The sequence below is a fragment of the Microbacterium arborescens genome (assembly GCF_030369635.1).
In the GTDB taxonomy this organism is placed as follows: domain Bacteria; phylum Actinomycetota; class Actinomycetes; order Actinomycetales; family Microbacteriaceae; genus Microbacterium.
Map to the genome: position 1 here is coordinate 1,361,131 of NZ_CP128474.1, position 16,056 is coordinate 1,377,186.

15 protein-coding genes are annotated in these 16,056 nt (G+C 68.8%); 9 read left to right on the forward strand and 6 right to left on the reverse strand.

Translation table 11 applies throughout. From position 1 onward, the window contains the following. The first annotated feature begins 4 nt into the window (after window positions 1-4). The 3 genes from QUC20_RS06435 to QUC20_RS06445 all read left to right on the forward strand — a co-directional run bounded on the left by QUC20_RS06435 (window position 5) and on the right by QUC20_RS06445 (window position 2,470). A complete protein-coding gene (locus QUC20_RS06435; RefSeq protein WP_120262878.1) occupies window positions 5-907 on the forward strand; it encodes a DUF808 domain-containing protein in 903 nt (300 codons plus the stop codon). A 91-nt stretch (window positions 908-998) separates the two neighbouring features. Continuing rightward, window positions 999-1,802 (forward strand): alpha/beta fold hydrolase, encoded by an 804-nt coding sequence (locus QUC20_RS06440; protein ID WP_289331273.1) that lies wholly within the window; start codon window positions 999-1,001, stop codon window positions 1,800-1,802. Then, window positions 1,802-2,470 carry an esterase/lipase family protein gene (locus QUC20_RS06445; RefSeq protein WP_289331483.1) on the forward strand — a complete coding sequence of 223 codons (669 nt, stop codon included), beginning with the start codon at window positions 1,802-1,804 and terminating at the stop codon, window positions 2,468-2,470. The genes QUC20_RS06440 and QUC20_RS06445 overlap by 1 nt, the downstream gene beginning before the upstream one ends. 6 nt (window positions 2,471-2,476) lie before the next feature. Here the strand turns inward: QUC20_RS06445 and arr are convergent, their stop codons facing one another. Both arr and glnA read right to left on the reverse strand, forming a co-directional pair. Further along, on the reverse strand, window positions 2,477-2,884 hold the full coding sequence (gene arr / locus QUC20_RS06450; protein ID WP_289331274.1) for an NAD(+)--rifampin ADP-ribosyltransferase: 408 nt from the start codon (window positions 2,882-2,884) through the stop codon (window positions 2,477-2,479). Window positions 2,885-2,992: 108 nt separating this feature from the next. After that, the gene (glnA, locus tag QUC20_RS06455) at window positions 2,993-4,417 is read right to left on the reverse strand and encodes a type I glutamate--ammonia ligase (protein WP_289331275.1); all 1,425 of its coding nucleotides are present in this window, start codon (window positions 4,415-4,417) and stop codon (window positions 2,993-2,995) included. A 133-nt stretch (window positions 4,418-4,550) separates the two neighbouring features. Here glnA and QUC20_RS06460 point away from each other — a divergent pair, with 133 nt between their 5' ends. Beyond that, window positions 4,551-4,985, forward strand: coding sequence for an RDD family protein (locus QUC20_RS06460; RefSeq protein WP_259455196.1), 435 nt, complete (start codon window positions 4,551-4,553; stop codon window positions 4,983-4,985). A gap of 27 nt (window positions 4,986-5,012) precedes the next feature. On the opposite strand, the gene QUC20_RS06465 is transcribed toward QUC20_RS06460, so the two are convergent. Beyond that, a complete protein-coding gene (locus QUC20_RS06465) occupies window positions 5,013-5,723 on the reverse strand; it encodes a DUF4191 domain-containing protein (RefSeq protein ID WP_120264329.1) in 711 nt (236 codons plus the stop codon). Between the two features lie 120 nt (window positions 5,724-5,843). Between QUC20_RS06465 and QUC20_RS06470 the strand changes: the two genes are divergently transcribed. Continuing rightward, window positions 5,844-7,127, forward strand: a complete 1,284-nt coding sequence (locus tag QUC20_RS06470; RefSeq protein WP_289331276.1) for a serine/threonine-protein kinase — start codon at window positions 5,844-5,846, stop codon at window positions 7,125-7,127. 18 nt (window positions 7,128-7,145) lie between these two features. Here the strand turns inward: QUC20_RS06470 and sucB are convergent, their stop codons facing one another. The 3 genes from sucB to QUC20_RS06485 all read right to left on the reverse strand — a co-directional run bounded on the left by sucB (window position 7,146) and on the right by QUC20_RS06485 (window position 11,753). Next, complete coding sequence (gene sucB / locus QUC20_RS06475; RefSeq protein ID WP_289331277.1) at window positions 7,146-8,855, reverse strand: 2-oxoglutarate dehydrogenase, E2 component, dihydrolipoamide succinyltransferase; 1,710 nt, start codon at window positions 8,853-8,855, stop codon at window positions 7,146-7,148. A gap of 64 nt (window positions 8,856-8,919) precedes the next feature. After that, the gene (lpdA, locus tag QUC20_RS06480; protein WP_289331278.1) at window positions 8,920-10,290 is read right to left on the reverse strand and encodes a dihydrolipoyl dehydrogenase; all 1,371 of its coding nucleotides are present in this window, start codon (window positions 10,288-10,290) and stop codon (window positions 8,920-8,922) included. After that, window positions 10,287-11,753: a leucyl aminopeptidase gene (locus QUC20_RS06485; protein ID WP_289331279.1), complete on the reverse strand. Its 1,467-nt coding sequence runs from the start codon at window positions 11,751-11,753 to the stop codon at window positions 10,287-10,289. The genes lpdA and QUC20_RS06485 overlap by 4 nt, the downstream gene beginning before the upstream one ends. 91 nt (window positions 11,754-11,844) lie before the next feature. Here QUC20_RS06485 and QUC20_RS06490 point away from each other — a divergent pair, with 91 nt between their 5' ends. The 4 genes from QUC20_RS06490 (at window position 11,845) to QUC20_RS06505 (ending at window position 16,042) form a co-directional block, all read left to right on the forward strand. Continuing rightward, window positions 11,845-12,771, forward strand: coding sequence for a proteasome assembly chaperone family protein (locus QUC20_RS06490; protein ID WP_289331280.1), 927 nt, complete (start codon window positions 11,845-11,847; stop codon window positions 12,769-12,771). A gap of 232 nt (window positions 12,772-13,003) precedes the next feature. Further along, window positions 13,004-14,323 carry an RNA polymerase sigma factor gene (locus tag QUC20_RS06495; protein ID WP_289331281.1) on the forward strand — a complete coding sequence of 440 codons (1,320 nt, stop codon included), beginning with the start codon at window positions 13,004-13,006 and terminating at the stop codon, window positions 14,321-14,323. Further along, window positions 14,320-15,018, forward strand: a complete 699-nt coding sequence (locus QUC20_RS06500) for a coenzyme F420-0:L-glutamate ligase (protein WP_289331282.1) — start codon at window positions 14,320-14,322, stop codon at window positions 15,016-15,018. Before QUC20_RS06495 ends, QUC20_RS06500 begins: the two co-directional genes overlap by 4 nt. Window position 15,019: 1 nt before the next feature. Beyond that, window positions 15,020-16,042 carry a sugar-transfer associated ATP-grasp domain-containing protein gene (locus QUC20_RS06505; RefSeq protein ID WP_120262867.1) on the forward strand — a complete coding sequence of 341 codons (1,023 nt, stop codon included), beginning with the start codon at window positions 15,020-15,022 and terminating at the stop codon, window positions 16,040-16,042. The last annotated feature ends 14 nt before the right edge of the window (window positions 16,043-16,056 follow it).

Sequence of the window (16,056 nt, forward strand, 5' to 3'; positions counted from 1 at the left end):
AAACATGTCGGTTGGTCTGCTGGCTGTCGTCGACGACATCCTGAGCGCGGCTCTGCGCGCTTCCGCGAAGTCGGCGGGTGTGGTGATCGACGACGCCGCCGTGACGCCGCAGTACGTCCAGGGGATCACACCGGCCCGAGAGCTTCCCGTCGTGGGGAAGATCGCGCTCGGCTCGATCGCGAACAAGTTCCTCATCATCATCCCCGTGGCGCTGCTGCTGACCGCATTCGCGCCCGCCGTGCTCCCGTTCCTGCTGATCCTCGGCGGCATGTTCCTCTGCTACGAGGGTGCCGAGAAGGTGCTCGAGTGGTTCGGCGTGCATCACGGCGTCGAGGATGACGGTCCGCGGGATGAGAAGAAGCTCGTGCTCGGTGCCGTACGAACGGACCTGATTCTCTCCGCCGAGATCATGCTGATCTCGCTGTCGAACCTCGACGAGGGAATGGGCATCTGGCAGACGCTCGCCGTCCTCGCCATCATCGCGCTGCTGATGACCGGCGTCGTCTACGGAGCTGTCGCTCTGCTGGTGAAGATCGACGACATCGGCCTGCGCATGGCGAAGAACCCGTCGTCGCGGGTGCGCCACACGGGGATGCGGATCGTCCGGTCGATGCCCGCCGTCTTCCGCGTCATCAGCGTCGTGGGAACCGTCGCGATGCTGTGGGTGGGTGGGCACCTCGTGCTCGCGAACCTCGGCGAGGTGGGGGTGGCCTTCACACTCGACCTGCTGCACGGGGTGGAGCACTTGCTCGAAGCCGCGGGCGGTGTGGTCGTCTGGATCGGCGAGACGGCCGTGTCGGCGATCGCCGGGCTGCTCGTCGGGCTCGTGATCGTCGGCGTGCTGATGGTGATCCGGCGCCTCCGCCACGGCGGACCGCAGCATGCCGGAGACGCCGCGACCCACTGACCTACCCTCGCTCGCCGCATCCGACGGGCATGGTGATGGGCGCGACGTCAAGCCGCCTGCACTCGGTTCGCGACTCTCATAGCCTGACCAAGTGACGACGACTTCGACGCTGCCGCGCCCCGCGCGCGTCGAGTGGTCGCCCCGGCAGTTCTCGGTCGACGGGCTTGTCTTCCGCGTGTGGAGTTCCGCCGCAGAAGCGTCGTCTCCGACCATCGTGCTCGTCCACGGCGTGGGCATGTCTCACCGCTCATTCCTCCACCTCCACCCGAGGCTCGCGCGTACCGCGTCGGTGCACAGCGTCGATCTGCCGGGCTTCGCGGGCCTGCCGGCGCCCGAGGTCGACGTCTCGGTCGCCGCGATGGCGGATGCCCTCGCGGACGTGCTCCGCCGCGTTGTCGCACGCCCCGCCGTGCTGGTCGGACACTCGATGGGGGCGCAGTGGGTGGTCGAGACGGCCGTGCGGCATCCGGACCTGGTCGGTGGGCTCGTCCTGATCGGCCCGGTCGTCGATGATCAGCGCCGCGGGCTGCCCGCGCAGGCCGTGGCGCTGGCTCGCGACGGGCTGCGGGAGCCGCCGCGGGTGAACCTCCGCGTCACGCTCGACTACCTCCGCACCGGCCCGCGCTGGTTCTTCGCGCAGGTCCGGCACATGCTCGCCTATCCTCTCGAGGAGCGCGTGGCAGAGGCCGTCGTGCCGACCCTCGTGGTGCGCGGCGGCCGCGACCCGATCGCCGGGAACGGGTGGGTCGATCGCCTCGCGGCGCGAACCGCTCGGAGCAGTGTGCTCGTGGTACCGGGCAAGGGGCACCACGTCGAGCGCACCGCAGCGGAGGCCGTCGCACACGGCATCCTCGCTCTGACAGCATCCGGCGGCCACCCCGCGGGCGCATCATGATGCGGCGCGCGCTCCGCGATGCGACGTGGTGGATAGCGGACTACGCCTACGCGGCCGTGTGGCAGGTGCGCGCCTTCTTCTCGCGCACGGATCCCGGCGACTTCCGGTCGGGAGACGGCACACCCATCGTCGTGCTCCCCGGCGTTTACGAGACGTGGCGGTTCCTGCAGCCCCTCATCACCGCGCTCCACGACCGCGGGCACCCCGTTCACGTGATCGCCGCGCTGGGTCGAAACCGATGGCCCGTGCCGCGTGCAGCGCGCCACGTCACGGACTACCTGGAGCAGCACGACCTCGACGATGTCGTGATCGTCGCGCACAGCAAGGGAGGCCTGGTCGGCAAGCAGGTGATGGCGGATGCCGCTGCCGGCGGTCGTATCCGAGGCATGGTCGCCGTCGCGAGCCCGTTCGCCGGCTCGGTCTACGGGCGGCTCATGCTCGTACCGTCGCTGCGGGCGTTCTCGCCGAGCGCGCCGGGGATTCTGGCGTTGGCGCGCGAGGTGAGCCCCAACCCGCGCATCGTGTCGGTGTACGGAGACTTCGACCCGCACATCCCCGGCGGCAGCGAGCTCGACGGTGCGCGCAACGTCCGGCTGGAGACGGGCGGGCACTTCCGCATCCTCGCGCATCCGCGGGTCATCGCGGAGGTCGTCCGGCTGGCGGGATGACGGTGATCAGTTGATGATCTCCGCGCGCTCGCGGGCCATGCGGGCGATGCGCTCCCGCCACGTCTGCAGCGCTTCGGGAGACAGCCGCGTCCAGTCGGTGACTTCGGCGACGATCCGCAGGGGAGCGGCCGAGCGATAGGACTGGGTGGGATTACCCGGGAACTTCTTGTCGGTGACGTTCGGGTCGTCCTCGAAATCACCGGTCGGTTCGACGACGTAGACGCGGGGCTCGCCGGGCACGGGAGCGATCTCGGCAGCGAGACCGGCACCGTCCTTCACCGCCGTGAAGTACACGTGGTTCATCGTGATCTCCGGGCGGTAGTTGGAGGGGCGGCCCGGGGTGAGCAGGTCGCCGACGCGCAGCGACGCCTTCGTGCCGTGGAAGAACGGCCCGGGAAGGTCAGAGAGATTCACCCGATCAGGATGGCGCCGACTGCGCCGACGATGCAAGCGCCCGACAACGACGGAGCCCCGCCGGCCGGCTCGAGAGAGCGGGCGACGGGGCTCGTCGCAGCCGGTGTGTCAGACGCCGAAGTACAGCTCGTACTCGTACGGGTGGGGACGGGCGTTGATCGGCTGGATCTCGTTCTCGATCTTGTACTCGATCCAGGTCTCGATCAGCTCGGGCGTGAACACGCCGCCGGCCAGCAGGAACTCGTGGTCGTTGCGCAGCGCCTCGAGGGAGTCGAGCAGCGAGTTCGGAACCTGCGGGATGTTCTTGGCCTCCTCGGGCGGCAGCTCGTAGAGGTCCTTGTCGACGGGCTCGTGCGGCTCGATGCGGTTCTTGATGCCGTCGAGGCCGGCCATCATCTGCGCGGCGAACGCGAGGTACGGGTTGCCCGAGGCGTCGGGGGCGCGGAACTCGATGCGCTTGGCCTTCGGGTTGGTGCCCGTGATCGGGATGCGGATGGCAGCCGAGCGGTTTCCGGCCGAGTAGACCAGGTTGACCGGGGCCTCGTAGCCCTTGACCAGACGCTTGTACGAGTTCAGCGTCGGGTTGGTGAATGCGAGCACCGCGGCAGCGTGCTTGAGCAGGCCGCCGATGTACCAGCGCGCGATATCGGAGAGTCCGCCGTAGCCCTTCTCGTCGTAGAAGAGGGGTTCGCCGTTCAGCCACAGCGACTGGTGCGTGTGCATGCCCGAGCCGTTGTCGCCGAAGAGGGGCTTGGGCATGAAGGTCGCGACCTTGCCCCACATCTCGGCGGTGTTCTTGACGATGTACTTGAACTTCAGGATGTCGTCCGCCGAGTGCACCATGGTGTCGAAGCGGTAGTTGATCTCCTGCTGTCCACCGGTGCCGACCTCGTGGTGGGCACGTTCGAGCACGAGGCCCGACTCGATGAGCTTGAGCGAGATGTCGTCGCGCAGGTCGGCCGTCTTGTCGACGGGCGAGACGGGGAAGTAGCCGCCCTTGAACGGCGTCTTGTTGGCGAGGTTGCCGCCTTCTTCGACCCGGCCGGTGTTCCAGGCGCCTTCCTCGGAGTCGACGGAGTAGAAGCTCGAGTTCTGCTTCACCTCGTAGCGGACGTCGTCGAAGATGTAGAACTCCGCCTCGGGGGCGAAGAACGCGGTGTCGGCGATGCCGGTCGAGGCGAGGTACTTCTCGGCCTTCTTGGCGACCTGGCGCGGGTCCTTCGCGTAGATCTCGCCGTTGCGCGGGTTGTAGATGTCGAAGATCATGATCAGCGTCTTCGCCTCGCGGAACGGGTCGAGGTAAGCCGTCGACACATCCGGAATCAGCTGCATGTCCGACTCGTGGATGTTCGCGAAGCCGCGGATCGACGAGCCGTCGAACAGCTGACCGACCGTGAAGAACTCCTCGTCGACGGTCGAGGCCGGGATGTTGAAGTGCTGCTGCACGCCAGGAAGATCCGTGAAACGGATGTCGAGGAACTTGACGTCCTCGTCCTGGATGAACTTGAGCACCTCGGAAGAATCTTTGAACATGGAGTCTCCAAGATCGGGTGAGGAACAGCCTGGAGTCATCCAGACCTCTTCGAACCTATCGGCATCCAGTTGCCCGGCAGTATCTCGGATGTTTCCGGGATGTTACGCCACCGGCCCCGTTTAGGCTGGACAGGTGCCCGAACCCCTGCGCGAGAACACCTATCCCGGCGAGCGGTTGGGGCGTCCCGAGCACGGCCCCGGCAGCGTCGGCCGTCTCGGACGACGGCTGGCGGCCCTCGTGATCGACTATGCGGCGGCGACGCTGCTCGCGACCGCGTTCCTCGGCTTCGACCAGTTCGCTCTTCCGGGTGAGGCCGGGGTGACCCAGTTCGCGCCGATCACTGTTTTCGCAGCGCTCCAGGTCATCTTCATCCCGCTGATCGGGGGTAGCCCGGGTCATCGCATCGTCGGCCTGCGTCTCGAGCTCCTGCACGGCGGATGGACGGGCCTGTGGCGTCCGATCGTACGGACGCTGCTCCTCGTGCTGGTGATCCCTGCGGTGGTGTTCGATCCCGATCAGCGAGGACTCCACGACAAGGCGGCCGGCACGATCCTCGTCCGCGCCTGACTCCACAGGCCTCCGGGGGCGGGGCGCTCAGCGTGGGCGCTGGGCGCGCGCCTTCATCGGGTCGACGCCCTTCGGGATCGGCAGCGAGGTCACCGACTGCGACACCGACTCGATGCGCTTGATGACGGCGGCCATCGTCGTCCGGTCGATCGCCTTGGGCAGCGCCTTGATGGTGGGGGCGAGTTTGGCGATGGGCACCTCGTCCTCGCCGTGTCCGACATAGAGGACGTGGATCGGCACTCCCGAGGCGACGCGCTTGACCTTGCTGCGCTCGTCGTTGATGAGTCGCGTCAGACGCCCGCGGGCGCCCTCCCCGATGATGACGACGCCGCCGCGGCCGACGGCCCGGTACACAGCCTCCTGCGTCTTGGGGTTGACGCCGACCGGCATTTCCGAGGCCTGCCACTTGCGGCCGAGGTTGGTCGAGATGATGTGTCCCGTCGCACCCGGCATCCCGTCGATGCGCTTGTACATCGCGCGCGTGGCCAGCCGCGTCATGGTGATCATGGCGCCGAGGATGCCGAAGAGCAGTCCCGTGACACCCCAGAGGATGACGCTCCAGATCGCGCCCGGCGGGATGAGGAAGCCCACCAGGACGCCCAGGCCGATGCCGACCACCACGATGCCGATGAGCAACCACGGCAGCCAGCTGTAGTACTCCTTGGTGAAGGTGAACAGGGAGCGGAGCTGGGAGAAGAATCCGGGGCGCTTCTCGGGTGCGGTGCTGCGGGACGACATGCTCACAGCCTACCTTTTCGGTCGCCCCGTTCCGCCTGCACAACCGGCCGGGAGCGGCGGTCGTCCACACGTCTGTGTGAACCGGGCCGAGCCGTGGCGCGACCGCGCCACGCTGGCAGGATGAACGCCCTCCCCGTCGTCGACCTGCCCGGCCCACTCAGACACGTGTCTCCGCCCGAGGCGCCCTATCCCGGCGAGATCCTCGCCTCGCGCAGCGGCACCTCGTACCGTGTCGCGGCGTCGTCCGTGCCGCAGGAGCTATGGTCTGCGGTCCCGGGCGGTCACCTTCTCGCGCCCGACGACGTCGACCGGGTCGCGGACGCGACCGTCGTGATCCTGCCGCTCGTCAGCGCGCGCCTCTGCGGCGGCTCGACCTCGTTCGACCTCACTCCCGGTCAAGCGGTGACGCTCGCGGTGAGCGTCCTGCGCGGGGCGGTGGACGCCGCGAGATCGGAATGGCGCGAGGGGGAGTGGTGGTCGACGAGCGATGGGCGCCCCGTCCTCGTCCCGACCGGCACGCGGGCGTGGGACGTCTCTTCGCGGATCGTGCTCGACCGCATCCCGGACGCGGCGATCGCGCGCGCGTTGCGCGATCGAGTCGTCGAGGCCCTGGCGGACCGCGTCACGTTGCCGTTCGCGGCGCCCACGCTCGAGGATGATCTGTTCGGGCTGGCCACGCCGGAGCCGTTCGTGCCGGGGGCGCCGGGTCCCGCTCGGCCCCTGCCGTCGCGTCCATCCGAAGACGACTCGCCGTCGGCGTCCATCGTGACGACAGCCGCGTCGGGACTCGTCGACGGTGACGTCATGAAGCGGGTCATGGCAGCGGCAGCGGGGGTGCGCGCGGAGATCCGCCGTGCGGCGGGCGGCCTCGTGCGGCGGTGGGGCCGGCCCGCGACGGGCGCTGCACGCCTCGCCGGTAGGCGACGTGTGATGTGGGTCGCCCTCGGTGCGGTGGCTGCGACTCTCGTCGTGGGGTTCTCTCTGCCTCACGATGCGGACGCCGACGCACGAGCACGAACCGTCTCGCACGAGCGGCGTACGGAAGAGCCGTCGGCGAGGCCGCAGGGCTTTGCCCTCGACGAGGCGACCATCCCCGCCACAGGTGCCGAGACGCGTCCAGCCGAGCCGGCCGCTCGTATCATCGACGAACTCGCGGACTGCTGGCGGGCGGACGAACCGACGTGCCGTGCGTCACTGCTCGAACGAGCGGATGCCGCGCTCCCCGACGGCATCGCGACAGCCGACGCTCCGCGCGAGGTGCGCGTGCTCGACGACCTGGGTGGGGTCGAGGTCGTGCGTGTCGACGATCCTTCCGGACGGCGTCCCGCTCAGGTGGTCGTGGTCGTCGCTCATGACGAGAAAAGGCTGGTCCGCGACGTGTACGACGTCGCGGACCAGCCGTGAGGTGAGTGGCTCAGCCGATCAGTAGCCGAGGTTCCCCTCGAACTGAGCGCCCTCGAGGCGTGCCTTCATCGCGCTCAGGAAGCGCGCTGCGTCGGCGCCGTCGATGGTGCGGTGGTCATACGAGAGCGCGAGGTACACGTACGAGCGCACCGAGATCGCGTCCTTGCCGTCGACCGTCACGACGCCGGGGCGCTTGTAGACGATGCCGGTACCGAGGATCGCCGACTGCGGAAGGAACACCACGGGGGTGTCGAACAGCGCGCCACGCGAGCCGGTGTTCGTGATCGTGAACGTGCCGCCTGCGAGCTCGTCGGGCTTCAGCTTGTTGTCACGCGTGCGTGCAGCGAGGTCCGCGATGTCCTGAGCGATCTGGGCCAGGTTCTTCGAGCCCGCGTCGCGCAGCACGGGCGTGAGCAGTCCGCGCTCGGTGTCGACCGCGATCGAGATGTTCTCCGTGGCGGGGTAGACGATCTCTTCACCGTCGACCGTGGAGTTCACGATCGGGAAGGTCTGAAGCGCCTCGGCGGCGGCAAGGGCGAAGAAGGGCAGGAACGACAGCTTCGCCCCGGTCTTCTCGTTGAAGTCGACCTTCACCTTGTCGCGGAACGCCGACAGCTTGGTGACATCCACCTCGACGACGGTCGTCAGCTGAGCGGTCTGCTGCATCGACTCGACCGCGCGCTTGGCGAGGACCTTGCGCAGACGAGACATCGGAGCGCGCGTGCCGCGAAGCTCCGAGACCTCGACCTGGGCAGGCGCGGCGGCGGACTCGGCGGGAGCCGCGGCGGGCTGGGCCGATGCGGCCTCAGCAGCCTTCAGGACGTCTTCCTTGCGGATGCGCCCGCCGACGCCGCTGCCCTTGATCGAGGCCAGGTCGACGCCCTGCTGCTGCGCGAGACGACGCACGAGCGGGGTCACGTAGGTGACGCCCTCGTTGTCGGAAGGAGCTGCTTCCGCGGTCGGAGCTGCGGAGGCGGGAGCCGGCTGGTGTGCGGGTGCCGGCGCCGACTGCGGGGCAGGTGCCTCGGCCGGTGCAGCGGGCTTTTCGGGCTCGGGTGCGGGTGCGGCCTCGGCTGCGGGTGCGGCCGGTGCCTCGGCCGCGGGGGCCGGAGCACCCGAACCGATGCGAGCGAGTGCGGAACCGACCTCGACGGTCTCGTCCTCCTGGACGAGGATCTCGACGAGCGTGCCGGCGAAGGGCGCGGGGATCTCAGTGTCGACCTTGTCGGTCGAGATCTCGAGGAGCGGCTCGTCGACGGCGACGTCGTCGCCGATCTGCTTGAGCCAGCGGGTGACGGTGCCCTCGGTGACGCTCTCGCCGAGCTCGGGGAGCACGACATCCTTCGCGTCGCCGGACGCTGCCGGAGCGGCCTCCGACTGCTGCGGTGCGGACTCGGTCGGCGCCTCGGCGGCCGGGGCCTCCTGCGCGGGGGCGGGTGCCTCTTCGGCCGGGGCCTGCTCGGACGGGGCGTCGCTGGAGGGCGCTCCCGAACCGTCGCCGATCTTCGCCAGGACGGCGCCGACCTCGACGGTCTCGTCCTCCTGCACGAGGATCTCTTCGATGACGCCGCTCACGGGCGACGGAATCTCGGTGTCCACCTTGTCGGTGGAGATCTCGAGAAGACCCTCGTCTTCCTGGATGGTGTCACCGACCTTCTTGAGCCAGCGGGTCACCGTTCCCTCGGTGACGCTCTCTCCGAGCGCGGGGAGGACCACGGAAGTGCTCATGAATCTGTCTCCTTCAAGAAATGCCGATGTCTTTCTAGCTTACTGATCTGCATCGGTCGACCGGTCAGAGCGCATGCAGCGGTTTGCCCGCCAGCGCCAGGAATGCTTCTCCGAGAGCTTCGCTCTGGGTCGGATGGGCGTGGATGAATGGTGCGATGTCCTCGGGGTGGGCTTCCCAGCCCACGGCGAGCTGACCTTCGGTGATGAGTTCGCCGACACGGTCGCCGGCGAGGTGCACCCCGAGAATGGGGCCGTCGAGACGGCGAACGACCTTGACGAGGCCGGCTGTGCCGAGGATCTCGCTCTTTCCGTTTCCCGCGAGGTTGTACTCGCGGACGACGACGGCATCGCCGTGCGCGGCGCGTGCCTGCTCTTCGGTCAGACCGACCGAGGCGACCTCGGGGCTGCTGTAGGTCACACGGGGAACGAGGCTGTCGGGGATGACAGTCGGACGCAGCCCCGCGATCTCCTCGGCGACGAAGATGCCCTGCTGGAAGCTGCGGTGGGCGAGCTGCAGTCCGGGCACGATATCGCCGACGGCCCACACGTGTGCGCGCGTCGTGCGAAGCCGCTCGTCGACGCGGACGAAGCCGCGGTCGAGCTCGACGCCCGCATCCTCGAAGCCGAGGTCGGCGGTCGCCGGGCCGCGGCCGACCGCGACGAGCAAGACGTCGGCGTCGAGGACGGTCCCGTCCTCGAGCGAGACTCGGACGCCGTCCACTCGCGACTCGGCGTCGCTGAACCGCACGCCCGTGCGCGAGGCGATGCCGCGCTTGCGGAACGCTCGTTCGAGGGCTTTGCTCATCGCGGCGTCCTCGGCGGGCAGCAGCCGGTCGAGCGCCTCGATGATCGTCACCTCGGCGCCGAAGGAGCGCCAGATGCTGGCGAACTCGACCCCGATGACGCCGCCGCCGAGGATGACGGCATGCCGCGGCACCGTGGGGAGCGCGAGGGCACCCTCGCTCGTGATGATCCGGTCGGAGAGCTCGAGACCGGGCAACGATCGGCTGTACGAACCGGTGGCCAGCACGACGTCCGTGCCGCGGTAGCGATCGTCGCCGACGACCACGCCGCCGTCAGCGTCGAGACGGCCCTCGCCGTGAACGATGGTGATCTTCCGCGCTGCGATCAGTCCTTCGAGACCTTTGTGCTTCTTCGCCACGATGCCCTCGCGGTACGCGTGGACGGCGGCGACGTCGATTCCTTCGAACGCGGCGCGGACGCCGACGTGGTCCGAGCCCCGGACGTTGTCGGCGACCTCGGCGGAGTGCAGCAGCGCCTTCGTGGGGATGCAGCCGCGGTGCAGGCACGTGCCGCCGAGCTTGTCCTTCTCGATGAGAACGACCGACGACCCGAGCTCGGCGGCGCGGAGCGCCGTGGCGTAGCCCCCGCTGCCACCACCGAGGATGACCAGATCGGCGCTGTGATCGCTCATCGCTGCGGTCCTCGCAGGAACTCAACGAGCGAGCGGACGGTCGCGGCGGTCGGCCCCTTGTCGGTTCCGCCGAAGGCCGCCTTCGTAGTGCCAGACCCGGCGATGTCGAGATGGACCCACGGGATGCGGGGTGCGTCCTCGTCCTCGCCGGTACGGCCGACGAAGCGTTGCAGGAACAGTCCGGCGAACAGCGAACCGCCGGCGGGGTCGCCGATCTTCGCGTTCTGCATGTCGGCGATCGGGGAGTCGAGCTCGTCCTCCATGTGGGCCGGGAGCGGCAGCTGCCACGCGGCCTCACCCGCGCGCTCCGCGGCCGCCAGGTAATCGGCGACGGCATCGTCGTCGCCCATGACGCCGGTGTGCCGGTTTCCGAGGGCGACGATGATCGCGCCGGTCAGGGTCGCCACATCGACGATCGCGTCCGGCCGCGTACGGCTCGCGGCGACGAGGCCGTCCGCGAGGACGAGGCGCCCCTCCGCGTCGGTGTTCAACACCTCGACGGTCGTCCCATCGAGCATCCGGAGCACGTCACCGGGGCGCGTCGCGCGGCCCGAGGGCATGTTGTCCGCCACGCACAGCCACGCCGACACGCGCACGGGGAGGGCGAGAGCGGCGGCCGCCTGCACGACCGCCAGCACCGTTGCGGCGCCGGCCATGTCGTACTTCATGCCGACCATGCTCGCGGGCGGCTTGAGCGAGAGACCGCCCGTATCGAACGTGATGCCCTTGCCGACCAGAGCGACGTGGCGCTCGGCCCCGGCGGGGGAGTACTCCACGCGGACGACGCGCGGCGGACGGTCCGAGCCCTGCCCGACGCCGAGGACACCGCCGAACCCCTGCCGCTCGAGCTCTTCTTCGTCGAGCACCTCGACCTCGATCGGCAGCCCTGCGACCGCCTCGATCGCACGCTCCGCCAGATCGGCAGGCGAGAGCCACTCGGCGGGGGTGCTGACGAGGTCCTTCACGAGAGCGAGCGAGCGTCCGAGGGCGTTCACCCCGGCGACCTCGTCGGCGGACGGCGTGGCGGGCGAGTGGATCGTGACCCGATCCGCCCGTGATTTCGGCGTGCCGCCCTTGTATCCCGCGAAGCGGTATCCGCCGATGGCGGCGCCCTCGGCGAGGGAGCCCCAGGCGTCGGCGGCCGCCAGCGGTGCGGCGACGGCGAGCGACGCGAACCCGGTGGTCACGCGCACCGCTGTGCCGACGGCGTCGCGGAGCACATGGTCGTCGGGTTCGGACCCGGTCCCGACGACCACGACGGGCTTCGACGACACGGCGGGCAGGAACACGCGGTGGACTGATCCTCGCGCGCCGGTGAAGCCGACGGCGGCGAGCATCGCGGCGATGCCCGGCCAGTCGGCGACGTCGGTCTGCTCGTCGAGCGGCGGCAGTGCGAGGACCAGAGCGTCGGCGTCGGATTCGGTGACGGGCGCGCTGGTGTGCGCGATCTCGGGGAACGGCATCCTCCCATCCTAGGTTCGCGCGTCGCGGGCGTTCGCTGACAGCGAGGGGCGAGCCGCCTCCGGGCGAGGATGCGCCTCGTAGAGTTGGAGCATGCCGCTGTCCGGACCGCTCTACGCACGTGCCGCCGGGTCTCCTCCCGTCCCCGCGGGACTGCCGCTCGTCATCGCGCTAACCGGGTTCACCGACGCCGGAGGCGCCGTCTCCCGCATCGTGGAGTACTTCCGCGGCGAGCTCGATCCCACGACGGTCGTCGCCTTCGACAACGACGTGCTGTTCGACTACCGCGCACGCCGGCCGATCGTCACCTTCGACGAGGACCACCTCACCGATTACCGCGCGCCGCGCTTGGAGCTCTCGCTCGCGCACGACTCGCTCGGTCAGCCGTTCGTGCTCCTCGCGGGCTACGAACCCGATTTCGCCTGGGAGGCCTTCGCCGAGACCGTCGTGGGCCTCGCCGAGGGGATGCAGGTCGCCTCGATCACCTGGGTGCACGCCATCCCGATGCCCGTGCCGCACACGCGGCCGATCGGCGCGACGGTCAGCGGTACCCGTTCGGAGCTGACGGCGGCGCATTCGGTGTGGCAGCCCCGCACCCAGATCCCCGCCACCGCGGGTCACCTGCTCGAGCTCCGGCTCGCCGAAGCGGATGCGCGCGTCGCAGGCTTCGCGCTGCTCGTGCCGCACTACCTCGGCGACACCGAATACCCCGCGGCCGCCATCGCCGGTCTCGACAGCCTCAGCGTCGCGACCGGTCTCGTCTTCGACAGCGACACCCTCCGCAACGAGAACCGCGACTACCTCGACAAGGTCGAGGACCAGGTCTCGGGCAGCGAAGAGCTGACGACGATGCTCCACACCCTCGAAGAGCGCTACGACTCGTACATGGCGGCCTCGGCTCTCGGACAGCCCATCATCCATACGGGTGATCTTCCGAGTGCGGATGAGCTCGCCGCCGAGCTCGAACGGTTCCTCGCGTCGCGCCCCCCGGGCGACGACGACAAGCGCGGCCGCTCCTGATCTCCCCAGCTCTCTGCTCACGTCGCCACGAGTGGAGGGAATGCGTCACGCCCGGTCGGCGTTCTCATAGGAATGAATGCTTGCGCAGGAACAGCGCACGAGATATGAGACAATGAAGGACCTGACCCGTTGTCGATCCTGTGCTCCTCGTTCGTTCGAGTGGCGGGGGACTTGACAAGGGTCTTACTAGTGTCCGAGAACCCGGTGCGTTCGCACCGGTGAGAGGCTAACCGTGACGTCAGGCACGAAGACCACCCGCACCCGCGCGAGCGAGGACACCGAACTCGTCGAGGACGCGCCCGCCACCGCTGCGAAGGCTGCGCCCAAGAGCGCCGCGAAGAAGGCGCCCGCCAAGAAGACCGCGGCCAAGAAGGCTGCGCCCGCGAAGGCCTCCAAGGCCAAGGCCAAGGCCGACGACGAAGAGATGGACGACGAGGACGTCGAGGTCGACGTCGAGGTCGACGCCGAAGACGCCCCGGAAGACGCCGCCCCCGCAGACGCCGCGAAGGCGGACGACGACGAAGACGACGACGAGCCGAAGAAGCCCGCCGTCACCGAGGCCCTCCCCACGGGTGCCATCGTCATCTCGTCGAGCGACGAGGAAGATGTCCCCGTCTACTCGACGCAGATCACCGGCGCGACCGCCGACCCGGTCAAGGACTACCTCAAGCAGATCGGCAAGGTTCCGCTGCTGAACGCGGCCGAAGAGGTCGAGCTCGCGATGCGCATCGAGGCCGGCCTGTTCGCCGAAGAGAAGCTGTCGCACATGTCGGCTGCCGAGAAGTCGAACCAGCTCGGTCTCGACCTGCAGTGGGTCGCGCGCGATGGCCAGCGAGCCAAGAGCCACCTCCTCGGCGCGAACCTCCGTCTGGTCGTCTCGCTCGCCAAGCGCTACACGGGTCGTGGCATGCAGTTCCTCGACCTGATCCAGGAGGGCAACCTCGGCCTCATCCGTGCGGTTGAGAAGTTCGACTACACCAAGGGCTTCAAGTTCTCGACGTACGCGACGTGGTGGATCCGTCAGGCCATCACCCGCGCGATGGCCGACCAGGCGCGCACCATCCGTATCCCGGTCCACATGGTCGAGGTCATCAACAAGCTCGCCCGCGTGCAGCGCCAGATGCTCCAGGACCTGGGCCGCGAGCCCACGCCCGAAGAGCTGAGCCGCGAGCTCGACATGACGCCCGAGAAGGTCATCGAGGTGCAGAAGTACGGCCGTGAGCCGATCTCGCTGCACACTCCGCTCGGTGAAGACGGCGACAGCGAGTTCGGTGACCTCATCGAGGACACCGAGGCGGTCGTCCCGGCCGACGCGGTCGGGTTCACGATGCTGCAGCGCCAGCTCGAGTCGCTCCTGGACTCGCTGAGCGAGCGCGAGGCGGGCGTCATCCGCATGCGCTTCGGCCTCGGTGACGGTCAGCCCAAGACGCTCGATCAGATCGGCGACACCTTCGGCGTCACGCGCGAGCGCATCCGCCAGATCGAGTCGAAGACGATGGCGAAGCTGCGCCACCCGTCGCGTTCGCAGTCGCTCCGGGACTACCTCGAGTGACCGGCGCCGCCAACGAGGGCAAGGCTCTCGAGGTCGTCGTCGACGGCACCTCCTACGCGCGGATCCCGATCCGCACTCGCGTGGTGATGCCCGGCGACGATCTCGACGCCGTCATCTCGGAGTATGCCGCGCCCACCGTGCAGCCGGGCGATCTGCTGTTCGTCACCGAGAAGATCGTGGCGATCACACAGGGTCGCTCCTACACGCTCGATGAGATCAGCGTGCGTCCGCTCGCGAGGTTCCTGTCGAAGTACGTGACCCGCACCCCCTACGGAATCGGCCTCGGCATGCCCGAGACGATGGAGATGGCGCTTCGCGAGTGCGGCACGCCGCGCATCCTGTTCGCCGCGGCTGTCAGCGCCGTAACGAAGCTCTTCGGCCGACGCGGCGACTTCTACCGCGTCGCGGGAGACAAGGCGCGCGCGATCGACGGCCCGACCTCCGGCACGATCCCTCCGTACAACAAGGCGGTCGTCCTCGGGCCGACCGATCCTCGGGGTGTCGCTGCGCGCGTCAAGTCACAGCTCGGTGGTATCGCTGAGGTGGCCGTCGTCGACATCAACGACATCGGCGGCAACATCCTCGGATCGACGCTCGACAAGGCCGGAGAGCAGCGGCTCGTGCGGATCCTGCGCGACAACCCGCTGGGTCAGGGCCACGAGTCGACGCCGCTCGGTGTCATCCGCGAGGTCTGACATGGGCGCGGTGAATCGGCTCTACCGGCGTGCGCGCTTCTTCGTCCGGCGTGTCGTGTCGTTCGACCGCGAGCGCGTGCTGCAGTTCGCCCGCCAGTCCGCCGCGCTCTCGAAGGCGCCGGTCTGGTGGGTCGCCGCCGACATGGCGTGGTGCGCGGTCCGTTATGAGACGACGTTCGAGAACTACTCCGAGTGGGACTTCCGCATCCTCAAGGCTCGCGAGCGCCGGACGTACATGACCGACCCGAAGTCGTTCCACCTGTCGCGGCGTCTCAACGACAACTCGGTGCGCGGTGTCTTCGACGACAAGCTCCAGTTCGCGCACCGGTTCGGCGACGAGCTCGGACGCGCGTGGCTCGACGTCGCCGCTTCCGACACCGCGGCCCTCGCCGCGTTCCTCGACGGTCGCGACCGCGTCATCACGAAGAACCCCGGGGGAGTCGGCGGCAACGGCATCACGATGCGCGAGGTCGCCTCGATCGATGATGTCGCCGCGCTCCGCGAGGAACTCCTCGCTTCGGGCGAGACGCTCGTCGAGGAGGTGCTGGTCCAGCATCCGGAGATGGCGCGCCTCTATCCGGGCAGCGTCAACTCGCTGCGCGTCGTGACCTATCGCGATCCCGACGACGTCGTGCATGTCCTCGCTGCGGTCCTCAAGGTGGGCAACGGCGGAGTCATCGACAACTTCTCCAACGGCGGCATGTACACGATGCTCGACGATGCCGGTCGGGCTCTGCACGCGGCGAGCGACGAAGAAGGTCGTCCTTTCGAGACGCACCCGATCACCGGGGTGCCCATCACGGGTTACCAGGTTCCGTTGTACCCGCAGGTCCTCGAGCTCGTCGATCGCCTCGCCCGGCGGGTTCCGGAGATGCCGTACATCGGCTGGGACATCGCGATCACCCCCGAGCGACCCGTCGTGATCGAGGGCAACCACAACACGGGTGTGTTCCAATCGAAGCCGTCGGTATCGGGCATCAGGCGCGGGCTGCTTCCGCGATACCGCGCTGCCATGCGCTTCTGAGCGTCTGCTGATCC